This window comes from Glutamicibacter sp. 0426 (assembly GCF_001906485.1).
Lineage (GTDB): Bacteria > Actinomycetota > Actinomycetes > Actinomycetales > Micrococcaceae > Glutamicibacter > Glutamicibacter nicotianae.
Map to the genome: position 1 here is coordinate 86,565 of NZ_MPBI01000005.1, position 24,081 is coordinate 110,645.

Sequence of the window (24,081 nt, forward strand, 5' to 3'; positions counted from 1 at the left end):
GATTGCTGCTACTTCTCCTTGGTTGACGGCAGGGACGCGAGCTGGGAGGCAAGGTAGGACTGCTGGGCATTCATGTTGCTCAGTTGGACTTCGAGGGCGGCGTAGGTCCGTTTCAGGGTCGCTTCGCGCTTGTCCAGGCGTCGGTCCCAGTCGGAGATCTGTTCCTGCAGCCGGTCGACGGTCGATTCCTGGCCTTTGATCCGCGCGGTGATCCCGCCGTCGTACTGGTCTGACAATTCGTCGCTCACCGCGTGCACGCGCGAGGCGATGGTGGCCAGGATGGTTTGCACCGCGGACGGGTCCTCGGCCAGGGCAGCTGAGAATTTCTCCTTGTCGAATTCCAGGGTTCCCTGCCGGGTGATGGAGATGCCGATTTCGGAGGGCGACTTGCCATCGATTGGCATGATGGCGGCATCGATGATCCGCTGCTTGACCGAACGGACCAGGCTGTCGCCGGTGAAGATCATGCCGCGGGTCGAGCCGCCGGTTCCGACGTTGACCGAGGAGTTGGCGGTGATGAACTCGAACAGCCCGTTGAGATTGTCCACCAGGGAGGAGGCTTGGCCGGCGGTGGCTTCGGGGTCAGAGGCGATAGCCAGGGTCACCGGTTCCGTGGAAACCTTGGAAACCGTGATCTCGGTGCCCGGCAAGAGCTTGACGAAGGTATTCGTCGGCGAGCTGATGACCTGCTCGGCGGCGCTTCCGGCCCAGAGCGTGACTTCGGCGTCCTGCGCGGCGCTGGTCTGGGTGCCGGAGATGGAGGTTCCTGAAAGGGTGAACGCGTTTTCCGCGCCGCTGTCATTTGCGGTGAACTGCAGGCGGTAGGTGCCGTCGCCCATGTCGAATTTGACGGCCTTCACTCCAGAGTCCGAGGCGTTGACGGCGGTGATCACGTCTTCCAGGGAGGTGGAGGCCGCCGAGATGGCGTAGTCCTGTCCGGCACTGGTGATGGTGAAGTCGGTGGTGTCCCATTCGGTGACCGGTCCGGTGACCGTGACCTGGCTGGTGGCGAGCTGGCCGACCACGATATCCAGGGAGCTGGAGGTCGCTCCTTCGGCCACGGTAATGACGACAGACTCCGAGCTGGAGGTCGCATTGAATTTCTGGAAGGCCTCCGGCGCGGACAGGTCCTTGGACAACGTGGCCAGCCCGGCCACCTTGGTGTTCAGTTCCTGCAGCGCCGAGATCATTGTCTGGGTGGCGCTGGCCTTGTTCTTGAGCAGTGCCTGCGGGATGGCTTCGACCTGCATCAAGGAATTGATCAGCGTGGTCGAATCCAGGCCGCTGGCCAGGCCGTCAAGTGATAGCCCCATGGTTGTCGGTCTCCTGGCTCGTGCGCGAAGGTTTGCCTGCCGATTCCCGGGCCCGGCCACCGCTCCCGAAGGAACGGCTGCCGGGCCTGGGAATCAATGCTGGTCAGTAATTGGTGATTAGCCCAGCAGCTGCAGTACACCCTGGTTGGACTGGTTGGCCTGCGCGAGCATGGCGGTGCCGGCCTGCGACAGGATGTTCGAGCGGGTGAAGTTCACCATCTCGGCAGCCATGTCCACGTCGCGGATGCGGGACTCCGCGGCCTGCAGGTTCTCGCGCGAGACGTTCAGCGAGTTGATCGCGGATTCGAAGCGGTTCTGCTTGGCACCCAGTTCGGCACGCGCAGTGGAGATCGCGGTGATCTGGCCGTCGATAGCGGTAATAGCGGCTGCTGCATTGGTTGGGTTGTCAAACGTTGCAGCGCCTACCGCGGTAGCCACGGCTGATACGTCGGCACCGGCCAGGTCGACTACGATCTGCGAGTCGGTTCCTGAACCTGCACCGATCTGGAAGGACATCTTTCCATCGCTAGCAGCGCCAGCCGAGGCATCCAGCAGGTTGATTCCGTTGAAGTTCGTGGTTTCGCTGATGCGAGTCAGTTCCGCAGTGAGGTCGGCAGCTTCCTTAGTGATAGCTGCGCGAGAATCTGCATTGTTTGAATCGTTGCCTGCCTGGACAGCTAGGTCGCGCATGCGCTGCAGGATCGAGTGCACCTCGGTCAGGGCACCTTCAGCGGTCTGGATCACCGAAATGCCGTCCTGCGCGTTGCGGGCCGCAACGTTCAGTCCGTTGACCTGCGAGCGAAGGCCCTCGGAGATCGCCAGGCCAGCGGCATCATCGGCTGCACGGTTGATGCGCAGGCCCGAGGACAGCTTTTCCAGCGACTTCGACAGGTCGTTCTGGGTGTTGGACAGGTTGCGGTGAGCGTTCAGCGCCGCAATATTGGTGTTGATCTGCATACCCATAATGTTTTCCTCCATGAGAACGGGCTTACTGTTCTACGAGGTCCATCCGTGGACCTCAAAGAGGACTATCGTCAGAGCGCTGAATGCTGTTAGTTGAATCGGCAATCGAATGGTAGGTAAAGGTTCTTCCCGCCACCAGAAGCGACGCTTTACGCGACAGGCAGCGCGGTGCTAGCCGGGATGGACCGGGCGTTGAGACGTTCGAAATTCGCTAGGTATTGCTCGCGCCGGGCGGCAGCAGACTTGGTGAGCTTGGCTTCAGGAAGTGGCGCTTCCTCGGTGAAGTAGTTGCCTTGGAGTGCCTCATGCAGCAGCTTGATGGCCGCGCTACGCTGTTGCGAGATGGCCGAATGGGTCACGCCTGCTTCGGCTGCGATTTGCTTGACGGTGGCACCTTCGAAATACAGGCGGCGGATCAGGGTTCGCATCGTCTCCGGCAACGCCTCGACGGCACCGTGGATCTTGCTGCGTCGCTCGCTGTCCAGCAATTCCTCGCCGGGAATGCCGAAGGCCGCCGCCAAGTGGTTGTGGTCGGATCCTTCCAGGGTGACGACGGTGCGCTCGGCATCTTCCATGATGGAGCGGACTTCCGAGTCGGCCACGCCCAAGGCATCTGCCATTTCACGCACGCTGGGATTCCGGCCCAGTGCAGCGGTGAGACTTTCCTCGATCGACCGCAGAGCGGTGATCTTCTTCCGAGCACCACGCGTTGCCCAGTCATTGGACCGCATGTCATCGGCAAACGCCCCTAGGATGCGGCGACGGGCATAGGCTCCGAAGGGCACACCCAGAGATGCATCAAAGGCATCGGCCGCGGCAATCATCGCCAGGGTTCCGACGGACACCAGATCTTCGTGGGATAGATGCGTGGCCTTGGCGACGAGTTCGGAGGCGAGGTAGCCAACAAGTGGAAGGTTTTCCAGAACCAACTCATTGCGCGCGGCTTGCTCCACAGCTATTCCCTTAATCTACGAGTGCGCGACCCTGTTTCCGCCCCATGCAGAAATCCAGCCACGCACACAAACCTTAGAGGTTCCATGGAAAATAATCAAAGCAGCCTCACTGTCCCGCAGCCCATTCGCTCATATGCAGTTCAGCCGTGATCTTGGCCGTTCTTACCGCATTAAAGGTCCGTTCACTTACGCCTGCGCCAAGTCGACCGATAATGTTAGGTACAACGCTTTGTGGGATGGCGGTGGATTGGGGAATCATGACTACACGCATTAATGATTTATCGGCCTTGCTATTCAAGGAACGAGAAATCCTGGACCTGTTGCGGTTCAAGCTGGAGGAACAACGCCTTCTGCTGATCTCGGGGAAAACGCAATGGATTTCCAGGGCTTCGGCGGAAATCGAACAAGTGCTCGACAGCCTGCATCATGCAAGCTTGGAACGGAGCATGGTGGCACAAGCGGTGGCTAAGCAGTTGGGAGCAGCCACCGAGGCGACCTTGGCGGAGCTCGCCGACCTCGTGCCGAACCAGATGTGGGGCGAGATCCTGCGTTCCCACCTTCAGGCGCTTCGGGAACTCGCCGCATCGATTGCCGGCATTCGCGATTCAAACGACGAGCATTTGCGTGCCGCTCTCAGATCCACTCAGGAATCACTAGCCAATCTTGGCACGTCGCCTGCGACCTACGGACCAGATAGCACCCCGAAGCACGACCAGCCGGGCGCTCGCATTCTGGATACGAACCTCTAAGGACATCACGTGAGCACTTTTGGAAGCTTGAATACCGCCCTGTCCGGGCTCAATGCGGCGCGGGCCGCCATCGAGGTGGCCGGGAACAACCTGGCGAATGTCGGTTCGGCCGGCTACACCCGGCAGCGTGCAGAACTGCAGGCAGCCGCCCCGCTGGCACAGGTGGGCAAGTTGGGTTCTGGCGAATCCATCGGCCAGGGCGTGATCGTGGGCAGCATTGCCAGGCTGGCCGATGCCGAGCTGGACGCCCGCGTTCGGGGCACCGTTGCACTGGCCTCGCAGACGGATGTGCGGGCCGATGCGTTGGAAATGCTTGAAGGACTCCTGCGTGAACCCGGGGAGAACGGCCTGTCGTCCCTGCTGAACGACTTCTGGGCCGGTTGGTCCGAGGTGGCCAACCAGCCTGGCGGCGAGGCGGCCGCCGCGGTCGTGATCCAGGGCGGGCAGTCGGTCGCTGACCGGATGGCCCTGATGAGCAGCGAGATCGACAATCTCTGGGTACAGCAGCATGAAAAGCTGGAAACCTGGGTCACGGACGTCAATGTCTCGGCGCAGGGTGTCGCCGAGCTCAATGCCCAGATCCGCAGCACCCTGGCCGGCGGCGGCAACGCCAATGCCCTGCTGGACCAGCGCTCGCAGCTGGCCGAGCACATCGCGGGCCTCTCAGGAGCCACCGTGCGGGAACTGCCCGATGGCACCGTGGACGTGCTCATCGACGGCAGCCCCCTGGTCACCGGCAGTACCGCACGGTCCCTTCGGGTCTCTGGCGGGCAATCCATGGACGGCGAACCGGTGAAGGTCAGCTGGAGCCACCGGCCGCAGGATGCCGCGGCGCTGGACTCCGGACGCATCGCCGGTGCCCTGTACCTGCTCGCGCCGGCCGGACCTTCGGGCTCCGGCGGGCCGCTGGCCACGGCCGCCGCCTCCCTGGACGAGACCGCACGCACCCTGGCCACGATGGTCAACGAGGTGCACTCCCAGGGCTCCACGACCGCCGGGATGCCCAGTAGCGATTTCTTCGCCTTCGATCCGGGCAACCCCGCGGGGTCATTGCGCGTGCTGGCCACGGGTGCGGGCGACCTGGCCACGGGCGCACCGTCAACCGGCGCCCTGGACGGCTCCAATGCCCAGAAGCTGGCGGCCCTGGCCGATGCTGCCGGAGGCCCGAACGAGCTCTGGTCGACCATGGTGCTGGGCATCGGCACCGCCACCCACTCCGAAGCCCAGCAGGCCCTGTCCAGCGCCGTCGCGGCGGACAGCGCCATCACCGCGCGCCAGTCGGCCTCGGCGGTGTCCATCGACGAGGAGAACGTCGCCCTGATCACCAACCAGCACGCCTACCAGGGGGCCGCGCGGGTGCTGACCGCTGTCGATGAAATGCTCGATACCCTGATCAACCGAACCGGCCTGGTAGGACGATAGGAGCGATGACCATGCGCATCACCCCGGCAACCATGGCATTCAATGCCGAACGCAACCTGAACGCGGCAGCTTCCCGGCTGGCGGCTATCCAGGACAAGATCGGTTCCACGAAAGAGATCAACCGGCCCAGCGATGACCCGGCCGGCGCCGCGGAAGTCATGTCGCTGCACTCCCAGCAGCGGCAGAACGAGCAGTTCACCCGCAACGCTTCGAATGCCGCCGGCTGGCTGTCCACCGCCGATGTCGCCCTGGGGACCGCGACCGACCTGCTGCACCGGGTCCGCGACCTGACCATGCGGGGGTCCAACAGCGGGGCCTTGTCCCCCGAGGCCCGGCAAGCCATTGCGCTGGAGCTCGACCAGCTGTCCGAGTCAATGGCTGCGGCGGCCAACACCCAGTTCAACGGGCGCTTCGTCTTCGCCGGCACCCATGATGGCGCGGCGGCCGTCGACGCGAACCACCAGTTCCCGGCCGGCACAGCAGTCGAGCGGCGCATTGGCCCTGTCGCCACCGTGCGGGTGGACACCAGCGGCGCGGCGGCCTTCGGGGAAGGACCGGACAGCGTGTTTGCGCTGGTTGCGGGGATCGCCGCAGACTTGCGCAATGGCCTGAGTGCCTCCGGCCGGCTTGAAGCAGTCGATGCCCGGATGCAGGACCTGCTGGCGGCCCAGGCCACGGTCGGCGCCACGCATTCCACCGTGCTCGCCGCGGAGGAATCCCTGCTCGGTGACGCCGTCTCCTTGGAAGGTCGACGGGCTGGTCTGGAGGACATCGATCTGGCCAGCGCGATCTTGGAACTGAAGACCCAGGAGGTCTCCTACCAGGCGGCGCTGTCGGCCACGGCGCGCACGCTGCAGCCCTCGTTGATGGACTTCCTGCGATGAGCCGGGTCCTGTCCCTCGCCGCGCCGCTGCCCGGTTTCCCGCTGGCTTCCACGCTTACCCTGTCTCCGGTGGAAGGTGCCGCAGGCCTCTTCGCCCTGTCCTCTCCACAGGCCCCAACCTTGCACTGGTTCGCTTTGGACACTGCGGCGCACATCCGCCACTACGCGCCGGAATTCTCCAAGAACCAGCTATCTCTAGTGGGCAATCCAGGGGATGGCGACTTGCTGGTCCTGGCCGTGGTGACCACTTCGGGTGTGCGCCCGAGCGCGAATCTTTTCGCACCGTTGCTGGTCAATGCATCGAACGGGCAATGCCTGCAGGCCATACTCGAAGCCCAGGAATGGCCCCTTCGCTACGAGCTTCCGATGTAGTCGAACCTCCGGCTTTGCGTGCACTCCCAGGGCGCCGTGTGATTCCATGCTGCGCCCTGGGAGTTCCATCGTTAACAGCATTGCCGCTCAATAGTTGGCTATGGGGAAGGACACAGTCAACCTCACGGGAATATTTGACACATCAACTTGTTATTACATGCATACGCATATAAATTGGTGACAGGATAAAACGCTTGCCCCGTTGTAACAGGAGTGGACATGCAATTCGGAGTATTCTCAGTCAGCGACATCACCCGCGACCCGACCACCGGCCGCATCCCCACCGAGAAAGAGCGCATCGACGCATCGGTGGCCATCGCCAAGAAGGTCGAAGAGATCGGCATGGATGTCTACGCCATCGGCGAGCACCACAACCGCCCCTTCTTCTCTTCCTCCCCCACCACCACGCTGGCCTACATTGCCGCGCAGACCGAGCGCATCATCCTGTCCACGGCGACCACGCTGATCACCACCAATGACCCGGTGAAGATCGCCGAAGACTTCGCGATGCTCCAGCATCTGGCCGATGGCCGCGTGGACCTGGTCCTGGGCCGCGGCAACACCGGCCCGGTCTACCCATGGTTCGGCAAGAACATGCAGGACTCGGTCAACTTGACCGTGGAGAACTACCACCTGCTGCGCCGCCTATGGGATGAGGATGTGGTGAACTGGGAAGGCAAGTTCCGCACCCCGCTGCAGAACTTCACCTCGACGCCGCGCCCGCTCGATGACGTGGCACCGTTCGTCTGGCACGGATCGATCCGCACCCCGCAGGTAGCTGAAATCGCCGCCTACTACGGCGACGGCTTCTTCGCCAACAACATCTTCTGGCCGAAGGAGCACTACCAGCAGCTGATCGGCCTGTACCGCGAGCGCTACGAGCACTACGGCCACGGACGCGCAGACCAGGCAGTCGTGGGACTGGGCGGCCAGTTCTACATGGCCAAGGATTCCCAGCAGGCGGTCAAGGAATTCCGCCCCTACTTCGACAACGCCCCGGTCTACGGCCACGGCCCATCGCTGGAAGACTTCACCGCGCAGACCCCGTTGACCGTCGGCTCGCCGCAGCAGGTGCTGGAGAAGACCCTGTCCTTCCAGGAATACTTCGGCAGCTACCAGCGCCAGCTGTTCCTGATCGACCACGCGGGCCTTCCGCTGAAGACCGTGCTGAACCAGCTGGACATGTTCGGCGAGTACGTGCTTCCTGAACTGCACAAGGAAATGGAGTCCCGCGCACCGAAGGACCTCACCCCGGCACCAACGCATGAAGGCCTGGTGGCCGCTCGCAACGCTAAACTGGTCGCTGAGCAAGCAACCACCAAGGAGCCAGCAGCAAGTGACCGGGACCAGTAATCCAGCAGCCTCATTGAAGGTCACCACCGATGCCTGGGAAGCGCTTTTCCGCGCACAGGTGGCGGTCATGCGCCAGATCACCGCAATGCCGGAATTCGGCAAGCTCTCCATGCGCGAGTACGACGTACTGTTCAACTTGCGCACCTGCCCCGGAGGCAAGAGCCGGCTGGTTGACCTGAATAAGCAGCTGCTGATCTCGCAACCCAGCCTGAGCCGCATGGTCACCCGATTGGAAGACCAGGGGCTGGTAGTTCGCGAGCCCGACCCGGATGACCACCGTGCCATGCAGCTCTCGCTGACCGAGAAGGGACGCAAGCTGCAGCAGGAAATCGGGCGCGAGCACGTCAAGCACCTGCACAACCTGCTGGGCAGCGCGCTGAGCGAAGACGAATTCCATGAACTGCAGCGCCTGAGCACCAAGCTGCGAGATGCGGTGCAGTAGCGGATCAGCCGAGCCCGGAAGGACATGCCATGAGGCAGCTCCTTCCGGGCTCTTTGGCATTGCATGGGATTAAATTGATTCATCATCACCTGTTCATTCACGGCACCCAGAAGGCAGATCACTTTTGAAGGACGAGAAGCTATTCAGCTTGGAAGAAGCCGCCGGCACCCTTGGGGTAGACACCAAGCAGCTGCGCAGCTACCTGCGCCAGCATCGTCCCAAGGGCGCAATCCAGAAGCCGCCCCAGCCAGGCGGCACGTGGCATGTGTCCACCACCTTGCTGGCCCAGCTGCAGTTCGCCGGCGCACCGGGAATGGACATTGCCCTCAAGCCCGTCGATGACCAGGTCATTGATTCGCTGGAATGGTCGCCGTGGGAATCCTTCGGAGCCACAGCCGACTCGGCACCCGTGGCTCCGGGAGTCTACATGTTCCGCCGGGCCGGCGCCGGGGACAACGAGCCCATCTACGTGGGGCAGGCCGGCGAGCGCAGCGGCAAGGGCCTGCGCGGACGGCTGAAGATCTATTCCAGCGGCAAGGGTGCGACCTCCGGCATGGGCAAGTACGCCTTCGACGAAGCGTTGGCTGACCCGCAGTGGCTTCGGGAACTGGCAGCCGAGGCCGATCGCGGCGAGTCCCGGACCGTCCAGCAAGTGGCGCGCTTGGCCATTGACCGCTTGCATCTCGAAGGCCGGTGGGTGACCTGCATCCACCGCAAGGCTGCCCTGCTGCTGGAAGCCGCGTTGATCCGGAAATACCACGCTACGCTGTGGAATGTTGCCGGTGCGCCGAAGGATGCCGGGAACTGAGTCCCCCTGCTGGATTTTCCCGAGCTTGGGGTTGATTCTGCTTGCGTGCAGGTTCATTGTTGGAGTAGCCACCCTCCCGCCAGCACACAGGTTGAATCGAGGCATTTGCCATGGGCCCGGTAGTTTGCGATGTCACCGTCTCCTTGGACGGATTCTGTGCTGGTCCCAATCAGAGCATGGCGCAGCCGCTGGGCGAAGGAGCCGAAACGCTGCACCGTTGGCAGTTCGAGAATCTTGAGGAAAACCAGGCCGAAATTTCTGCCATTACCCAGGCGTCGGCTTTCATCATGGGCAGCAAGATGTTCGGCCCTCCAGCCGGAGAAGACGACGCGGGCTGGATCGGGTGGTGGGGCGAGAATCCTCCGTATCATGCCCCGGTCTTCGTGCTGAGCCATCATCCGAAGCCGATGATCTGCCTGCAGGGCGGGAACAGCTTCCAATTCATCTCGGAGGGGATCGAGGAAGCCCTTGCCGAGGCACGGGAAGCCGCTGGCGAAAATCCTGTGGCCATTGCCGGCGGTGCAAGTACCATCGTGCAATTCCTGCGAGCCGGCCTCATTGACGAGTTGCGCCTGCATATCGCACCGATCCGCCTGGGACGCGGCGAGCCGATCACGATTGAAGATATAGAAACGCATATGGATCGCGTTTCCCGCCGTGAAACTTCACTCGTGACGCACGTGTACTACCATCGGCGCCGCTAGCTCAGGCACCAACTATTTGTAGAAGCCTTCGCGCAGGTTGATCCCGTATTCCAGCCACGCTTTCATGGCGGCCAGCATTCCGGTCCATCCTTCGCAATTGCCGAAGGCGGCCTTGGCCCCTTCATCGGTGGCAATCCAGCTCGCTTCGCTGATGGTCACCTTGGTTCGGGTGCTGTCCTCCAGGGACTCGAAGTCGAATCTCACGGTATTCATGCCATCTTCAGCCGTGGATTGCTGGCCTCCCCATTGGAAGACAATGCGTTTTGGTTCTTCGACCTCCAAGACCTTGACCGGGAAAGCTCCGGGGAAATCATGGAAGTCCCAGCTAACGGTGGCACCGTTTTCCAAGTATCCTTCAGCTCCCCCGGTAGTGAAGTAATGGGAAAGCTGTTCCGGATCAGCCACAGCTTCGAATACTTGCCTGATCGACTTGGAAATGATGCCTGAGACGGAGAAGGACAGTTCGCGAAGCTCTTGATGTGTTTCCATACGTCAGGTTTACGCCCGAGGGGAACAGGAGACAATAGGAGCGAGAAAATTCCCAGCGAAAATTAGCGGCTAAACGCCGAACGGCTTGGCATAACGGTAGTCGCCGCTCGGCAGGCAGCTGTCATCGAAGACGCGTACCATGAAGTGCTCGCCCCACGACGGAACCGAAGGGTGGATACCTCGGGGCTGGGCAGCTTCGTAGCCGAAGCGGCTGTAATAGCCTGGGGCACCGAGCAGGACAATGCCGCTGATGCTTTCTTGCTCAGCCCTGTCATGAATTTCTTGCATCAGGATCGATCCGACACCCCGGTGCTGGTATTCCGGAGCGACAGCCAGCGGACCTAGCCCCAATAAGGGTTCCCCATTGACTGTGCCCCATGTCGCGATGACATGGCCGATAACCGTTGTGTCGTCCAGGGCAACGATTGAGAAGCGGTTGTCATATTGGTCGCACTCGAAGAGCTGCTGCAGCAGTCCGACTTCCTCTGGCTCAACCATCGGATCGATTCCGGCGAACGCAGCGTGCGTAATTGCATACACCGCAGCTCGGTCATCGAAGACTTCTGGACGGATACGCATGCACGCAAACCTACCAAATCTCGCCCAACTAGAAAAATTGACTCGTCGCAGTCTTCCATTTGCCAGAACGCCTGCCCAAGGCACCTCCGCGCCTGCTGGAGAAAAGATTGCAGCAACTTGCGGGCAAGTCTGGGACCGCGATTTCCCGCGCAACCGGCCTCGTAGAACTACGAGGCTGAATGGAATTCCCGCTTGCTGCTGGGCAGGGGCCACAGCACCTGGACATTTTCCGATTCCCCCCACGTGGGAAGATGCTTCTCCTGGTGCAGGCAAGGCATCGCTGATGATGGCACGTGCCTTCTTCATCGGGATAAAACGGTCCGCTTGCTTCCGCAGAAGTTCGGTCGCAATAGGCCCGCTTCATCTCCAACGTTTGCAGTAACACCTTGAATGGCTCATGGATAAGTGATGGAATGATGGTCGCATCGCTTGTCACCTCTACCGGAGAATTCCATGAAACAGCCTCGGGCGTTCAAGATTTCCATGGCTGCCGCGCTATCGGCTGCGCTGTTCGCAACAGTGCTGCCGGCAAATCCGGCACTAGCCACAGCTCCTGCCTCCGCCGTGTCAGTGCCCCAGGCACAAGTGCTCGCAGTTGACAGCGGACTGCAGATTGCTGCCAAGAAAATCCAGCGCAATCCAAGCAAGGATGATGTCTTCGTCAATAAGAAGTACCCGCTGAGTCCCGTGAAGTACGCTCCGAAGACGGTGGCCGTCAAAGGCACCAACGTCAGACTGAGGTCCTCGGCCGCCAAGGCCTACACCAAGATGGTGAAGGCAGCGGCCAAGGATGGCGTCAAGATTCGCGCCGTCAGCGGATACCGTTCATACAACCGCCAGGCGGAGCTGTTCAACTACTACTCGCGCATCTACGGCAAGAGCTACGCTTCGCGCATTTCTGCTGTACCAGGCACCAGCGAGCACCAAACCGGTCTGGCCATTGACGTTGGAAATGCCAACGGCGCTTGCGGATTGCAAGCCTGCTTCGCCAACACTCCAGTGGGCAAGTGGGTTGGCAAGAATGCGCACAAGTACGGCTTCATCATGCGCTACCAGAAGGGCCAGGAATCCGTTACCGGCTACGCCTACGAACCATGGCACTTCCGCTACTTGGGCACCTCGCTGGCCAAGAGCGTCAAGAAGTCAGGGGCCAAGAGCCTCGAAGCCTACTACGGTGTTTCCGGCAAGAAGTCTGACAGCGCTCCGAAGAAATCCAAGGGCACTGCCCAGACCACCGCGAATCTGAATATGCGCACCGGGGCGGGCACCGGCAATCGCGTGCTGCTGACCATTCCGAGGGGCAAGACCGTCCAGCTGACCGGTTCCAAGAAGTCCGGTTGGTACCAGGTTCGCTACAGCTCGAAGACCGGCTGGGTTTCAGGCAAGTATCTGAAGAACGTCTCGATGCCATCTGCGCCAAAGAAGGATACGAAAAAGAGCACACCGCAGAAGAACACCAGCAACGCCAAGTCGGCCAAGACCACGGCCAACTTGAACATGCGTACCGGGGCAGGCACTAGTAATCGCATCGTGCTGACCATCCCGCAGGGCAAGAAGGTAGCCATTCGCGGCGCCAAGAAGTCCGGCTGGTACCCGGTGAAGTACGCGGGAAAGAACGGCTGGGTCTCGGGTACCTACCTGAGCAGTTTCTCCTCGTCCGGTACCGCTCCGAAGACGACGAAGCCCAAGACTTCGAAATCTTCGTCAAAAAAGACCATCGCTAATTTGAACATGCGCACCGGTGTTGGGACGAGTAAGCGAGTCATCCTCACCATTCCAAAGGGCAAGACGGTGACTCTCCGCGGTGCGAAGAAGTCAGGCTGGTACCCGGTGAAGTATGCAGGGAAGAACGGCTGGGTCTCCGGCAAGTACCTGCGCTAAATCTTTGAACTAGCGCACCAGTGTCCGCATTGTGAAAGATAGGCGATTCATTCTCAGATGAATCGCCTATCTTTTTGCTGTTGCACTTCCCCGAGGTACGGCGAAATTGCCGCTTCATGGTCAATTACTTGCTTCGACGGTCAATAGCAAGTTCGCAAGTCGCTAACTGGCAGATACAGGATTGGCCGCTTCATGGTTCCAAACGAATCCCGTTTCCTAGCACTTATTGGATAGGCTAAGAGCAACTTGCCTACACTTCGCGCAGCTGGTTTCCAGCACAAAACTTTGGGGGAAATACATTGCAGGAAAGCACGAACCAGAAATCTGATCTCCCCAGCCAGCAGGAGGAAGAACTAGGTGCTGTGGATCCGAACGCCACAAATCCGGATCAAGGAGCGGACGAGACCCTCTCCGATATGCTCAAGGATCAGAATGTCGATGCCGAGCAATTCGCTACTGCTTTCCTCAAGAAAGTAATTCGGCTCAGAGGCGTGAAAATCGATCGTGATCATTTCCTCACGGCAGAGCTGCACAAAAAGGGATGCAGCCGCGATCAGATAGATAGAGCAGTCTCTACCAACCCAGCCGCGGCAGGCATCGGGCCCAAGATCTTGGATGAAATCGCTTCCGAATCCATTGATTTTGAAACCCGCAAATCCACTGCTTTGTCATTTGCCAGTGGATTACCCGGCGGTTTGTTCATGTTCGGAACCATCCCGGCGGATATCACGCAGTTCTATATCCATGCGTTCAGGGTCATGCAAAAAATTGCTTACACCTACGGTTGGCAATCTTTCCTCGACGACGTGGATCATATCGATGATGAAACCTTGGGCAAGCTTGCTGGTTTTCTCGGCGTGATGATGGGAGTCAGCGGTGCATCGACCACGGTAGGCCGGTTCGCTGCCCAGGTAGCAGGACCGGCTATTCAGAAGAATATAGCCAAACAGGCTCTGACAAAAACCGCCTGGTATGGTCCGATGAAACAAACGCTGAAGTTGATTGGCGTCAATGTCACCAAGCAAAGCTTTGCGAAGAGCGTCAGCAAGATTGTTCCTGTCGTTGGCGGTGTGGTCTCGGGAGGGCTGACCTTCGTTACGCTCAAGGTGCAGTCCAATAGGCTGAAGCAGCACTTGCGCGAGCTTCCGCCACCGCTAGTTGACGCAGCGGAGTATTTGGCTGCCCTTCAGGATCTGGACAATGCCGAAACCGAGAATGGTCTGTCGGCGACGCTGAGTTCAGCAGGAGCTTCTATCCGTGACAAGGCACACAAGGTATCGGATTCCGTGCGCGACAGCAACTTGGTAAAAGGTGGCCTGTCTGGAGCTTCTGCTGGCGTATCAAAGGCGAAAAATCTTGGGTCATCGTTGGCCGGTGCAGCTAGCGGACGACTTGGCGGAAAGAAGCGAGCCGAACACCAACAGGCACTCCCCGCTGCTCCGAACGATGAGCAACAGGAAACCGACGACTGATAGCCAAGCGATCTCGAACGATTCCCCAAAAGCTGGAGCAGCCGATCACAGCTTTTGGGGAAATATTCGTACTAGGACATCGCAGGATGCTGCCATGTGTCAAGAAGTCCCTCGGAGCCAATGTCACCAATCTGAAAACACAACATTGGACAACCCAGGCTATAGCCTTGGCTATTTCAGAAGCCCGGAAACGCAGGAAACGACAGCCGACGCTACCTGGCTGATCTCGTTCTCTTTCGCCGTACGTGTGAACGACAGCCTGACAGCCGTGTGGGCCAATTCTTCTTCATAGCCCATTGCGGTGAGCACTGCGGAAGGGTCGGTCGAGCCTGCCGCGCACGCAGAACCCGAAGAGCAGAGGACTCCCCTGCGGGCCAACTCAATCAGCACCGTTTCGCCAGCGGTCTTTGGGAAGACGAAAGAGGCGATGCCGCCAACGCGATGCACCGGATCTCCGGTGAGCTGGACACTTCCCGGATGCTTGGCATTGAGCTCATTGAGAATCCTCTCAATCAGGTACGGGCCATAGTTGTCGCCTAGTCCGGCTTCGCGCTGCGCAGTCACCGCTTGCAATGCCACAGCTATGCCAACGGCGGCAGCCGGGTTCTCGGTGCCCGAACGCAGTCCGCCCTGCTGCCCGCCACCGTGCATCAGCGGCACAAAGCGGTGCTTGGCTGACAGGTACATTGCTCCGCTGCCCTTGAGGCTGCCTATCTTATGCCCGGAGATGCTCAATGCGTCCACGGCGGCGCACAATGGCTTGAGATCGATCCAGCCGGCGGCCTGCACGGCATCCGTATGCATGATCGCCCCAGCCGCATGTGCCAGTTGGGCCAACTGCTCTACCGGCTGGATGGTGCCGACCTCATTGTTCACCGCCATCACCGAAACCACAGCAACATCCGCATCAATCAGCTGGCCGGCCGCTTCCAGATCTACTAGACCTGTGGCCGAAACTGGGATGATGCGGTGTTCAAATCCGTGGAATTCAACAAGATATTTGCAGGCTTCCAGCACGGCTGGATGCTCAATGGCGCTGGAGACCACCACACGTCCGCGGGGCTTTGCCAAGGCCGCGCCGATGACGGCAGCGTTAGCTCCCTCGGTGCCGCCGGAAGTGAAATACACTTCTTCTGCCGCCACACCCAGCCGGCTAGCTACTTGCGTTCTTGCCCAGTCATTGGCCCGCTTGGCTTGCTGGCCGGCTTCATGCAAGGATGCCGGATTGCCGAAATCCTTGGTCAGCAATGGGTTGAGCATGTCGAGAACGTCTTGGCGAGGTGGCGCAGTGGATGCGGCATCCATGTAGATCATGCAATAACCATATCCAGACCAAGGTCAATTGCTTTCACCGAGTGCGTGATGGCACCCGAAGAAATGACATGGACACCGGCCTCGGCGACTGCCGCTACGGTGGCCGCGTTGATGTTCCCGCTGGCTTCGACCACTGCTTGCCCGTTGATCAGTTCAATCGCTGCGGGAATGTCAGCCGGATCAAAGTTGTCCAGCATGATGATGTCCACTCCAGCGGCGAGCACCGGCGGAATCTGCTCAATGGAATCAACTTCAACTTCCATCGACGTGGTGTGCCCCAGCCGGGCGCGCACGGATTTCAGGGCTGCGGTCAGCTGCTCGCCGTTATCCAGCAAGGCCAGGTGGTTGTCCTTGGCCATGAAAGCATCGGACAGGTTGTCGCGGTGGTTGACTCCCCCACCGCAACGGACAGCATAGCGTTCGAGGACGCGAAGTCCTGGCGTTGTCTTCCTGGTATCGGCAATGCGGGCTTTGGTGTGCGCAACCAGTCCTACCAGTTCGGCGGTTGCGGTGGCGATGGCACTCATGCGCTGCAAGAGGTTGAGTCCCACACGTTCAGCGGTCAGCAAGCTCGCCGCCGGCCCGGTGACCTTCAGCAAGTTATCCCCGGTGGCGAAAGCCTTTCCCTCGGCTACCAGCTGCTCGACCTCCAGCTGCGCATCGACCAGCTGCATAGTCCGGGCGAATACAGCACCTCCGGAGAGCACCCCAGGCTGGCGGGCCTGCACCACAGCAGTGGCTCTCGCCCCCTCGGGCACAATGGTCAGGGCGGTGAGGTCGCCACGCGGATTGTCCTCGGCGAGCGCCATTTCAATGATGCGGTCCATTGCTGCGGTGGGTACCGGATGGATCAGAGTGTTCACGCGTTCAGTTCCTTGCTCAAGAAGTTCTTGTTATTCAGCTCGCTTGGGTGCAATGTCCAGCCATAGCGCACGCTCTGGCCTGGCCCGTTGCTGGTGCTTTCGGTTGAATCCAGGCGATGGTGTGCACCCAGGCTTCCGGTACGCGCCATGGAACCTGCGGCAATGATCCGTGCGGCGATCCACAGATTGCACAGTTCTGCTTGCTCTCGCGCCGTGGCGGCTACCGGGGCACTCGTCGCCAGCATGTAGGCCATGTCCTCCAGCTGCCCACCGGTGCGGTAAACGCCAAGGCTGTTGCTGGCAGCGGCTTGCAGCCGCTCAAGATCCAGTGGCGCTTCCGGGATGGGCTCGGAGATTTGCCGGATATCCAGCGCATCGGTAGCGCAGCGGGCATCCGCCGGGTCGCTGTTCAAAGCGATGATGGCATCCCGGGCGAAGACCATGGCTTCGAGCAAGGAGTTGCTGGCCAAACGGTTGGCACCGTGAACTGTCGTGTTGGCGCATTCACCGGCGGCATAGAGTCCGGGGACACTGGTTCGACCTGAGGTGTCGGTGTAGATCCCGCCCATGAAGTAATGCTGGGCAGCCACCACCGGAATCAGGTCATGAGCCATGTCCAATCCAGAACCGTCTTCGGTGCACGAGGCGAGCTTGGCCGTGATGGAAGGGAAACGGGTTGCGAGGAATCCTGCGCCACGGGCTGCTTCCACTGCCCGCGCATCAAGGAAAACCTGGTGCCCGGATTGGATTTGCCCATGGATGCCTCGGGCCACGACATCACGGGGCGCCAGTTCGGCGTCCGGGTGGAGTCCAGGCATGAAGCGGTGCCCGGCCTCGTTGACCAGGATGGCTCCTTCGCCACGCACGGCTTCGGACACCATGCCGGCCTTCGGATATTTGGCAGGGTCAACCAGTGTTGGATGGAATTGGATGAATTCGGCGTCAGCAATGACAGCACCGGCCCGGGCGGCCAGGCCAAGGCCGTCGGCGGTTGCGCCGTGGGGATTGGTGGTCGCCGAGTACAACTGCCCTATACCGCCGGTAGCCAGCAGCACCGACGCGGCTTCAAGCAGCTGCTCCGCGTCGTGGCGCAGATAGTGCACCCCGGAGACTCTGCCATCTTGCAGCTGCAGGTCGGTGGCAAGCGCGTCCTCGATGATGCTGAGCTTGTTTTCTGCCTCCAGCTGGCGCACGGCTCGAACCAGCGTTTTCACCAATGAGGCGCCGGTGGCATCCCCGTTGATATGCAGAATTCGGTGGGCGCTGTGCGCGGCCTCTAGGCCGAGCTGGTAGGAGCCGTCTGAATTTCGGTCAAACTCCACCGCGTAGGTTTCCAAGGCCTGCACCAGCTTGTCGCCCGAGGAGCACAGGTGTTCCACCGGTTCCAGACGGCAGTGTCCCGCGCCCGCTTTCAGCGTATCGGCAACATGCTTGGACACCGAGTCGCCGTGGGCTACGGATGCTTCGGTGACAGCCGACAGGCCACCCTGCGCGTGCTCGGAATTGGAGTCGCCGAGTTTGCCTTTGGTCAGCAGTACCGGGCGGATGCCCAGCTGCACGGCCTGCAGGGCAGCGCACAGGCCTGCCACGCCCGAGCCGATGATCACCAGCTTCTCTGGTGTTCGCTGCTCCTGGCTCATGGCTTGGCAGCCAGCATGCGCTCCAAGGCGATCTTGGCATCTGCCTGCTGTTCCTTCGGCACCGAAATCTGGTTGACCACACGTCCGGCAACCAGCTCTTCGAGCACCCAGGCAAGGTAGCCGGGGTGGATTCGGTACATGGTGGAACATGGGCAGATCACTGGATCAAGGCAGAAGATGTTGTGCTGCGGGTACTGGGCAGCCAGGCGGTTGACCATGTTGATTTCGGTACCGATGGCGAAACCCGTCGGTTCGGTTGCGGCGGCAATGGCCTTTTGGATGTAGTCGGTGGAACCGGCTTCATCCGCGGCGTCGACGACTTCCATCGGGCACTCAGGATGCACGATAACGCGCACGCCCGGGAAGTCCTGGCGCGCCTTGACGATCTGCGCCGGGTTGAAGCGCTTGTGCACTGAGCAGAAGCCGTGCCACAAGATAACCTTGGCATCGAGGAGCGCAGCAGCTTCGTTGCCACCCAGTTCCTTGCGCGGAGTCCACGTTGGCATTTGCTCCAATGGAATGCCCATGGCCTTGGCGGTATTGCGTCCGAGGTGCTGGTCCGGGAAGAACAGGACACGGCGTCCGCGCTCGAAAGCCCACTCCAAAACGGTTGCCGCGTTGGAAGAGGTGCAAACCAGTCCGCCGTTGCGACCGACAAATGCCTTGAGCTCGGCGGAGCAGTTCATGTAGGTCACGGGAATCACCGGCATCCGCCCGTCATCGGCTTCATCCGCGTAGAGCGCGGTGAGCTCTTCCCAGCACTGCTGCACGCTCGGGCCGTCGGCCATATCCGCCATCGAGCAGCCTGCCGCAAGATTCGGCAGGATTACCGACTGGTCCTCGCGGCTGAGGATATCCGCGGTTTCGGCCATGAAGTGCACGCCGCAGAACACGATGGCTTCTGCCTTGTCGCGGGTCAGGGCCGCATTGGCCAGCTGGAAGGAGTCGCCTACGAAGTCCGCGTACTTCACCACTTCGTCGCGCTGGTAGAAGTGCCCGAGGATCACTGCCTTGTCCCCCAGGGTTTCCTTGGCAGCAATGATGCGAGCATCAAGCTCGGCGTCGCTGGCCTTGAGATATTCTTCCGGGATGGAACCCTGTACCGGGTAGCCTGCTGGCACCGAATCGCCTTGGGAGGCGCCGGGCCCGTAGCCTGCCGGCGTGTCCCACGGGTTGGACGCCAGGTCGGTGGAGCAGGTGGAGCCCGGTGCCAGCAGATTGAGTCGAGCGATGTTCTGGGCTACCGAGGCATTGGCGTTGTCAGTGATTTGGGTGCTCATGGGTTCGTCCGTTTCTTGCAGGATGACGGTAAATAAGTGTGGATGATGCTTGCTAGCCGTGCAGCGGGTCGACTTCCAATGGGTCCGGCCCATGGCCCACGTAGCGGTAGAGCCGAGGAGGCCGGTGCTGTCCGCCGGCCAGATACTCATCGGTTTCCTCGATGGAAGCCGTGCTCTTTAGCGTGCGGCGGAAGTTCGCGGGATCCAGGCGCCGTCCGAGGATGGCCTCGTAGACTCCGCGCAGAGCCGCCAAGGTGAAGCGCTCTCCCAGCAGCCGATGCGCTATCTGCCCGTATTCGGTCTTGTTTCGCAGCCGCCACATGGCGTAGTCCAGGATCTTCCGGTGGTCGAAAGCCATCTGCGCGATCCGCGGGTCATCAATATCGAACCAGGCCACATTGTCGTCTTGGACCGTGGCGCCGACTTGGTCAGCGTTCAGCAGCGCAAAGTAGGCGATGGTGACCAGCCGGTGAGTTGGCGAGCGGTCGATATCGCCGAAAGTGTAGAGCTGCTCCAGGTAGGTGGGGCGTAGACCTGTGGTCTCGGCCAAGTTGCGCCCGGCCGCTTGGCCGAGGGATTCGCGCGGATCAACTGGACCGCCCGGCAGCGCCCACATTCCGGCGTGGGGTTGGCGAACTCGACGGACCACGGGCAAGCAGAGTTTGTCAGGGCCACCGTCCTTGCCTTCGCGGATTCCCAGGATCACCGTGGAAACCGCAAGAGCGGGTGGCAGGTTGCGGCGTTCTTCGACGTTCGCCCAGCCAGGTACGGATGACATTTTTTCTTGCCTCGTTTTCAAAGCATTCGATTTCGTTAGAGTCATTCTGACATTAACACTCTTGGCACGCTAGCCCGGATCTCATTTCGCCGGCGGATAGCCTATGATCAATGGCATGACTTTGGATCTGAATCTTCGAGTGGTTCGCGCAAACGCTGAGGTGAAAAGCCTATCCGTGCTTTTCATCCATGGCTTCGCCTCATCCGGCGAATTGAATTGGGACCGCTCGCGTTGGCTGAAATATTTCACCGATGCGGGACGCGATGTCCTTCTGATTGACTTGCCCGGCCATGGAGAAGACCCTCGACGCAACGACGGCAGCTGGGCACCAAGCCAGATTCGCCAGGCGCTGGCGGCCATTGTGATGGATCTGGATGAAGGTCCAGTCGATGTCATCGGCTACTCGTTGGGTTCACGGCTTGCCTGGGAGTTCGCCGCATACAATCCAAACCTGGTGAATCACCTGGTCATCGGAGGTCCAGGGGCCGGCGATCCGCTGGCTGCCTTCGAATTGGATCAGGCCCGCGCCCATGTCGAGACGGGCGAAAAGATCCATGATGACTACACTGCCACCATCATGCAGATTGCCAAGGCTGAGCCGTCCAATGATCTCTCGGCGCTCTTTGAGCTGATCGAAGCCATCAAGTCCGAGCCGTATGACCCTGCCGCAAAGGTACCGTCAGTCCCGACCTTGCTGGTGGCTGGAGACCAAGATGATCTCGCCACGACCATGCCGCACCTGCGTCGGTTGCTGAAGAATGCGGGGACACGCAATGAAGTGCTGTGGCTAGCAGGACGCAATCACGCCAACGCGGTTACCAGCCGCGAGTTCAAGGAAAAGGCACTGGGGTTCTTGAATTCCTAGGCGTAATCCCACAACCAGTTGGCTGCCCTACGGATCTTTCCGTAGGGCAGTTTAGCTTTATATACTCCCGAATCAGATCGGACCAGCGCCGTAGTCCGAGACTACAGCGGCGTGTACATCAACAAGGTCAGGTCGGTGGCTTCGGTAGGCGTCAGATTGTGCTGCTCATAGCGGGTCAGCCCCAATTTAGGGTGCCGGAACACCCGTTCCCCCGTGCGGAACCCAGCAACGTCCCGTTCATTCCAAATGGCGGCGAATTCCGGAGAGGCCGCCGAGACCCGGGCAACGATTCCGCTCTCTCCCGAAGGGCTGAGCCACCCACGCGTTTCAGCACGGAAGCTTCCGACGAAACCTCGGCTTTGCACTTCCCAGTCCGGCAGCATTTCGCGCAGCTGCGCGTCGGTGAACACCAGCCACAAGAGATTCCGGTCCTCGCTCTCCAGCGACTCCACCCTTGGATACAGTTCCGCGTAGGCCCGGTTCCATCCCAGGATGGTCCAGTCAGCCGAAAGCAGGAAGGCAGGGAACTGCAACGCATCCAGCAATCGCTGCAGGGCCGGGGTCATGCCGCCGTTGCCGATTGGTTCCAGCTCGCCGTGCCCTGCCAGTGAAAACAGATACGAGGATTCCACCGGGGTCAGCCGGTATAAGCGCGCCAATGACTGCAAGACCTGGCGGGAGGGATTGATGTCCCGGGCCTGTTCCAGCCAGGTGTACCAGGTAACAGAAACGCCGGCCAAGGTGGCGACTTCTTCGCGGCGCAAACCGCGCACCCGGCTGCGCCCGATCTCCGGCAGTCCGTGCGATGCCCTGTCAGCCCGGGCTCTGCGGTCCTTGAGGAAGGCCGCGAGCTCTTCTCTGCGTCTCTGGCTTGGATTCACTGGGTCCACCCTCTGCATGGTAGTAGTACTACTAGTATTGTCACCGTCTGGGTTTGACGGCAAATATATGGTGAGATTTTAGGTATGACCACACTTCGTTCACACACTGTCACCCATGGCCGCAATATGGCCGGCGCTCGCGCACTGTTCCGCGCAGCCGGCGTGAACGGCGCCGACCTCGGGCGCAAGCCGATCATCGCGGTCTCCAACAGCTTCACCGAATTCGTTCCCGGACACACCCACCTGCAGCCGGTTGGCCGCATCGTGTCCGAGGCCATCGAGGCAGCCGGCGGCATTCCCCGCGAATTCAACACCATCGCGGTGGATGACGGCATCGCCATGGGCCACGGCGGCATGCTCTACTCCCTGCCGTCCCGCGACCTGATCGCGGACTCCGTGGAGTACATGGTCAACGCCCACTGCGCCGATGCGCTGATCTGCATCTCCAACTGCGACAAGATCACCCCCGGCATGCTCATGGCCGCACTGCGCCTGAACATCCCGACCGTCTTCGTCTCCGGCGGCCCCATGGAATCGGGCCGTGCCACCCTGGTTGACGGCACCGTGCGCACCCTGGACCTGGTGGATGCCATCTCCGAGGCAGTGAACGAGAACGTCTCCGATGCCGACCTGCTGCGTATCGAAGAGTCCGCCTGCCCTACCTGCGGCTCCTGCTCCGGCATGTTCACCGCGAACTCGATGAACTGCCTGACCGAGGCCATGGGCCTCTCGCTGCCAGGCAACGGCTCCACCTTGGCCACCCACACCGCGCGCAAGGACCTGTACCAGAACGCCGGCAAGCTGGTAGTCGATATCGCCAACCGCTACTACGGCGAAGACGACGAGACCGTGCTGCCACGCAGCATCGCCACCAAGAAGGCCTTCGGCAACGCCATGGCACTTGATATCGCCATGGGCGGTTCCACCAACACCATCCTGCACCTGCTGGCCGCCGCCCGCGAGGCCGGCGTGGACTTCGGCCTGGACGAGATTGATGAAGTCTCCCGCCGCGTGCCATGCCTGGCCAAGGTGGCACCGAACGCTGCCGGCAACGGCACCATCTACTACATGGAAGATGTCCACCGCGCCGGCGGCATCCCTGCCATCCTCGGCGAATTGCGCCGTGGCGGCCTGCTGGATGAAACCGTGCACACCGTCCACTCGGCAACCCTGGGCGAATGGCTCGATAACTGGGATATCCGTGGCGGCAAGGCGACGCAGGAATCCTTCGACCTGTGGCATGCGGCCCCGGGCGGCAAGCGTTCCTCGACCGCGTTCTCGCAGTCCGAGAAGTGGGCGGCACTGGACACCGATGACGCCGAAGGCTGCATCCACTCGGTAGAGAACGCCTACTCCAAGGACGGTGGCCTGGCCGTGCTGCGCGGCAACATCGCCGTGGACGGCGCAGTGGTCAAGACCGCTGGTGTCGACCCATCGATCTGGACCTTCTCCGGCCCGGCTGTGGTCTGCGAATCCCAGGACGAGGCAGTGGAGAAGATCCTGAACAAGCAGGTGAAGGAAGGCGACGTAGTGGTCATCCGCTACGAAGGACCGAGGGGCGGTCCCGGCATGCAGGAAATGCTCTACCCGACCTCGTTCCTCAAGGGCCGAGGCCTGGGCAAGTCCTGCGCGCTGATCACCGATGGCCGCTTCTCCGGCGGCACCTCGGGCCTGTCCATCGGCCACGTCTCCCCCGAGGCGGCTTCCGGCGGCCTGATCGCGCTGGTGGAAGATGGCGATACGATCTCCATCGACATCCCGACCCGCGAGCTGACCCTGAACGTCTCCGACGAGGTGTTGGCTCAGCGCCGCGAGCGCCTGATCGCCACCACCGGCTACCACCCGAAGAACCGCGAACGCGTGGTCTCCCCTGCACTGCGCGCCTACGCCGCCATGGCGTTGTCCGCAGACAAGGGTGCGGTCCGCGACGTCGACAGCGTGGAACGCGCCATGCGCGAAGCCCATGAGCGCGAAGCTGCAGCCCAGAGCGCATCGCAGATCTAGCCTGAAGGCTTGAGCGCGGCAACAGGCCCGGACCTCTTATGCGAATAAGAGGTCCGGGCCTGCTCTGTTGATT

The 24,081-nt window shown here is 61.1% G+C and carries 22 protein-coding genes and 1 pseudogene; 12 read left to right on the forward strand and 11 right to left on the reverse strand.

Annotated features, from left to right (window positions below; all coding sequences use genetic code 11):
- Positions 1-8: 8 nt before the first annotated feature.
- The 3 genes from fliD to BKX98_RS13100 all read right to left on the reverse strand — a co-directional run bounded on the left by fliD (position 9) and on the right by BKX98_RS13100 (position 3,229).
- Positions 9-1,313, reverse strand: coding sequence for a flagellar filament capping protein FliD (gene fliD, locus BKX98_RS13090; RefSeq protein WP_073707581.1), 1,305 nt, complete (start codon positions 1,311-1,313; stop codon positions 9-11).
- 117 nt (positions 1,314-1,430) lie between these two features.
- Positions 1,431-2,276 (reverse strand): flagellin, encoded by an 846-nt coding sequence (locus BKX98_RS13095; RefSeq protein ID WP_073707582.1) that lies wholly within the window; start codon positions 2,274-2,276, stop codon positions 1,431-1,433.
- Positions 2,277-2,425: 149 nt separating this feature from the next.
- Positions 2,426-3,229, reverse strand: a complete 804-nt coding sequence (locus BKX98_RS13100) for a sigma-70 family RNA polymerase sigma factor (protein ID WP_073707583.1) — start codon at positions 3,227-3,229, stop codon at positions 2,426-2,428.
- 257 nt (positions 3,230-3,486) lie between these two features.
- Between BKX98_RS13100 and BKX98_RS13105 the strand changes: the two genes are divergently transcribed.
- From BKX98_RS13105 to BKX98_RS13140, 8 genes and pseudogenes are all read left to right on the forward strand, one after another.
- Positions 3,487-3,978 carry a flagellar protein FlgN gene (locus BKX98_RS13105; RefSeq protein WP_073707701.1) on the forward strand — a complete coding sequence of 164 codons (492 nt, stop codon included), beginning with the start codon at positions 3,487-3,489 and terminating at the stop codon, positions 3,976-3,978.
- A 9-nt stretch (positions 3,979-3,987) separates the two neighbouring features.
- A complete protein-coding gene (gene flgK / locus BKX98_RS13110; RefSeq protein WP_073707584.1) occupies positions 3,988-5,400 on the forward strand; it encodes a flagellar hook-associated protein FlgK in 1,413 nt (470 codons plus the stop codon).
- Positions 5,401-5,405: 5 nt separating this feature from the next.
- Positions 5,406-6,284, forward strand: a complete 879-nt coding sequence (gene flgL, locus BKX98_RS13115) for a flagellar hook-associated protein FlgL (RefSeq protein WP_073707585.1) — start codon at positions 5,406-5,408, stop codon at positions 6,282-6,284.
- Positions 6,281-6,586: pseudogene (fliW, locus tag BKX98_RS13120) on the forward strand (flagellar assembly protein FliW); the annotation flags it as partial. The gene flgL and the pseudogene fliW, both read left to right, overlap by 4 nt.
- A gap of 288 nt (positions 6,587-6,874) precedes the next feature.
- The gene (locus BKX98_RS13125; RefSeq protein WP_073707587.1) at positions 6,875-8,008 is read left to right on the forward strand and encodes an LLM class flavin-dependent oxidoreductase; all 1,134 of its coding nucleotides are present in this window, start codon (positions 6,875-6,877) and stop codon (positions 8,006-8,008) included.
- Positions 7,992-8,450: a MarR family winged helix-turn-helix transcriptional regulator gene (locus BKX98_RS13130; RefSeq protein WP_066137733.1), complete on the forward strand. Its 459-nt coding sequence runs from the start codon at positions 7,992-7,994 to the stop codon at positions 8,448-8,450. Before BKX98_RS13125 ends, BKX98_RS13130 begins: the two co-directional genes overlap by 17 nt.
- A 124-nt stretch (positions 8,451-8,574) precedes the next feature.
- The gene (locus tag BKX98_RS17150) at positions 8,575-9,258 is read left to right on the forward strand and encodes a hypothetical protein (protein WP_198934381.1); all 684 of its coding nucleotides are present in this window, start codon (positions 8,575-8,577) and stop codon (positions 9,256-9,258) included.
- A 110-nt stretch (positions 9,259-9,368) separates the two neighbouring features.
- Positions 9,369-9,962 carry a dihydrofolate reductase family protein gene (locus BKX98_RS13140; protein ID WP_038991352.1) on the forward strand — a complete coding sequence of 198 codons (594 nt, stop codon included), beginning with the start codon at positions 9,369-9,371 and terminating at the stop codon, positions 9,960-9,962.
- 12 nt (positions 9,963-9,974) lie between these two features.
- Here BKX98_RS13140 and BKX98_RS13145 read toward each other — a convergent pair whose 3' ends face one another.
- Entirely contained in the window at positions 9,975-10,451 is a 477-nt protein-coding gene (locus BKX98_RS13145; RefSeq protein ID WP_066137729.1) for an SRPBCC domain-containing protein, read from the reverse strand.
- Positions 10,452-10,520: 69 nt separating this feature from the next.
- Entirely contained in the window at positions 10,521-11,030 is a 510-nt protein-coding gene (locus tag BKX98_RS17055) for a GNAT family N-acetyltransferase (RefSeq protein WP_038991348.1), read from the reverse strand.
- Positions 11,031-11,483: 453 nt separating this feature from the next.
- Between BKX98_RS17055 and BKX98_RS13155 the strand changes: the two genes are divergently transcribed.
- Together BKX98_RS13155 and BKX98_RS13160 are read left to right on the forward strand one after the other, a co-directional pair.
- Positions 11,484-12,911, forward strand: a complete 1,428-nt coding sequence (locus BKX98_RS13155; RefSeq protein ID WP_083586906.1) for a D-alanyl-D-alanine carboxypeptidase family protein — start codon at positions 11,484-11,486, stop codon at positions 12,909-12,911.
- Between the two features lie 299 nt (positions 12,912-13,210).
- The gene (locus BKX98_RS13160; RefSeq protein WP_073707589.1) at positions 13,211-14,383 is read left to right on the forward strand and encodes a hypothetical protein; all 1,173 of its coding nucleotides are present in this window, start codon (positions 13,211-13,213) and stop codon (positions 14,381-14,383) included.
- Positions 14,384-14,554: 171 nt separating this feature from the next.
- Here BKX98_RS13160 and BKX98_RS13165 read toward each other — a convergent pair whose 3' ends face one another.
- From BKX98_RS13165 to BKX98_RS13185, 5 genes are read right to left on the reverse strand one after another with little or no spacing between them, the layout of a single operon-like run.
- The gene (locus BKX98_RS13165; protein WP_073707590.1) at positions 14,555-15,697 is read right to left on the reverse strand and encodes a cysteine desulfurase family protein; all 1,143 of its coding nucleotides are present in this window, start codon (positions 15,695-15,697) and stop codon (positions 14,555-14,557) included.
- Positions 15,694-16,560 carry a carboxylating nicotinate-nucleotide diphosphorylase gene (gene nadC / locus BKX98_RS13170; protein WP_198934382.1) on the reverse strand — a complete coding sequence of 289 codons (867 nt, stop codon included), beginning with the start codon at positions 16,558-16,560 and terminating at the stop codon, positions 15,694-15,696. The genes BKX98_RS13165 and nadC overlap by 4 nt, the downstream gene beginning before the upstream one ends.
- On the reverse strand, positions 16,557-18,200 hold the full coding sequence (locus BKX98_RS13175) for an L-aspartate oxidase (RefSeq protein WP_073707591.1): 1,644 nt from the start codon (positions 18,198-18,200) through the stop codon (positions 16,557-16,559). The genes nadC and BKX98_RS13175 overlap by 4 nt, the downstream gene beginning before the upstream one ends.
- Positions 18,197-19,480, reverse strand: a complete 1,284-nt coding sequence (gene nadA / locus BKX98_RS13180) for a quinolinate synthase NadA (RefSeq protein WP_073707592.1) — start codon at positions 19,478-19,480, stop codon at positions 18,197-18,199. Before nadA ends, BKX98_RS13175 begins: the two co-directional genes overlap by 4 nt.
- Before the next feature lie 52 nt (positions 19,481-19,532).
- On the reverse strand, positions 19,533-20,258 hold the full coding sequence (locus tag BKX98_RS13185) for an NUDIX domain-containing protein (protein ID WP_073707593.1): 726 nt from the start codon (positions 20,256-20,258) through the stop codon (positions 19,533-19,535).
- A 175-nt stretch (positions 20,259-20,433) separates the two neighbouring features.
- Here BKX98_RS13185 and BKX98_RS13190 point away from each other — a divergent pair, with 175 nt between their 5' ends.
- Positions 20,434-21,123 (forward strand): alpha/beta fold hydrolase, encoded by a 690-nt coding sequence (locus BKX98_RS13190; protein WP_158024697.1) that lies wholly within the window; start codon positions 20,434-20,436, stop codon positions 21,121-21,123.
- 101 nt (positions 21,124-21,224) lie between these two features.
- Here the strand turns inward: BKX98_RS13190 and BKX98_RS13195 are convergent, their stop codons facing one another.
- Positions 21,225-22,004: a helix-turn-helix transcriptional regulator gene (locus BKX98_RS13195; RefSeq protein WP_083586929.1), complete on the reverse strand. Its 780-nt coding sequence runs from the start codon at positions 22,002-22,004 to the stop codon at positions 21,225-21,227.
- An 84-nt stretch (positions 22,005-22,088) separates the two neighbouring features.
- Between BKX98_RS13195 and ilvD the strand changes: the two genes are divergently transcribed.
- Positions 22,089-24,008: a dihydroxy-acid dehydratase gene (gene ilvD / locus BKX98_RS13200; RefSeq protein WP_038991343.1), complete on the forward strand. Its 1,920-nt coding sequence runs from the start codon at positions 22,089-22,091 to the stop codon at positions 24,006-24,008.
- The last annotated feature ends 73 nt before the right edge of the window (positions 24,009-24,081 follow it).

What these genes read in the sequence shown, in the direction of transcription:
- nadA (WP_073707592.1), bottom strand. Translation starts at nt 19,480, where the DNA reads ATGAGCACCCAAATCACTGACAACGCCAATGCCTCGGTAGCCCAGAAC.
- BKX98_RS13125 (WP_073707587.1), top strand. Translation starts at nt 6,875, where the DNA reads ATGCAATTCGGAGTATTCTCAGTCAGCGACATCACCCGCGACCCGACC.
- BKX98_RS13105 (WP_073707701.1), top strand. Translation starts at nt 3,487, where the DNA reads ATGACTACACGCATTAATGATTTATCGGCCTTGCTATTCAAGGAACGA.
- BKX98_RS13185 (WP_073707593.1), bottom strand. Translation starts at nt 20,258, where the DNA reads ATGTCATCCGTACCTGGCTGGGCGAACGTCGAAGAACGCCGCAACCTG.
- BKX98_RS17055 (WP_038991348.1), bottom strand. Translation starts at nt 11,030, where the DNA reads ATGCGTATCCGTCCAGAAGTCTTCGATGACCGAGCTGCGGTGTATGCA.
- fliD (WP_073707581.1), bottom strand. Translation starts at nt 1,313, where the DNA reads ATGGGGCTATCACTTGACGGCCTGGCCAGCGGCCTGGATTCGACCACG.
- BKX98_RS13140 (WP_038991352.1), top strand. Translation starts at nt 9,369, where the DNA reads ATGGGCCCGGTAGTTTGCGATGTCACCGTCTCCTTGGACGGATTCTGT.
- ilvD (WP_038991343.1), top strand. Translation starts at nt 22,089, where the DNA reads ATGACCACACTTCGTTCACACACTGTCACCCATGGCCGCAATATGGCC.
- BKX98_RS13175 (WP_073707591.1), bottom strand. Translation starts at nt 18,200, where the DNA reads ATGAGCCAGGAGCAGCGAACACCAGAGAAGCTGGTGATCATCGGCTCG.
- BKX98_RS13145 (WP_066137729.1), bottom strand. Translation starts at nt 10,451, where the DNA reads ATGGAAACACATCAAGAGCTTCGCGAACTGTCCTTCTCCGTCTCAGGC.
- BKX98_RS13165 (WP_073707590.1), bottom strand. Translation starts at nt 15,697, where the DNA reads ATGATCTACATGGATGCCGCATCCACTGCGCCACCTCGCCAAGACGTT.
- flgL (WP_073707585.1), top strand. Translation starts at nt 5,406, where the DNA reads ATGACCATGCGCATCACCCCGGCAACCATGGCATTCAATGCCGAACGC.
- BKX98_RS13095 (WP_073707582.1), bottom strand. Translation starts at nt 2,276, where the DNA reads ATGGGTATGCAGATCAACACCAATATTGCGGCGCTGAACGCTCACCGC.
- BKX98_RS13155 (WP_083586906.1), top strand. Translation starts at nt 11,484, where the DNA reads ATGAAACAGCCTCGGGCGTTCAAGATTTCCATGGCTGCCGCGCTATCG.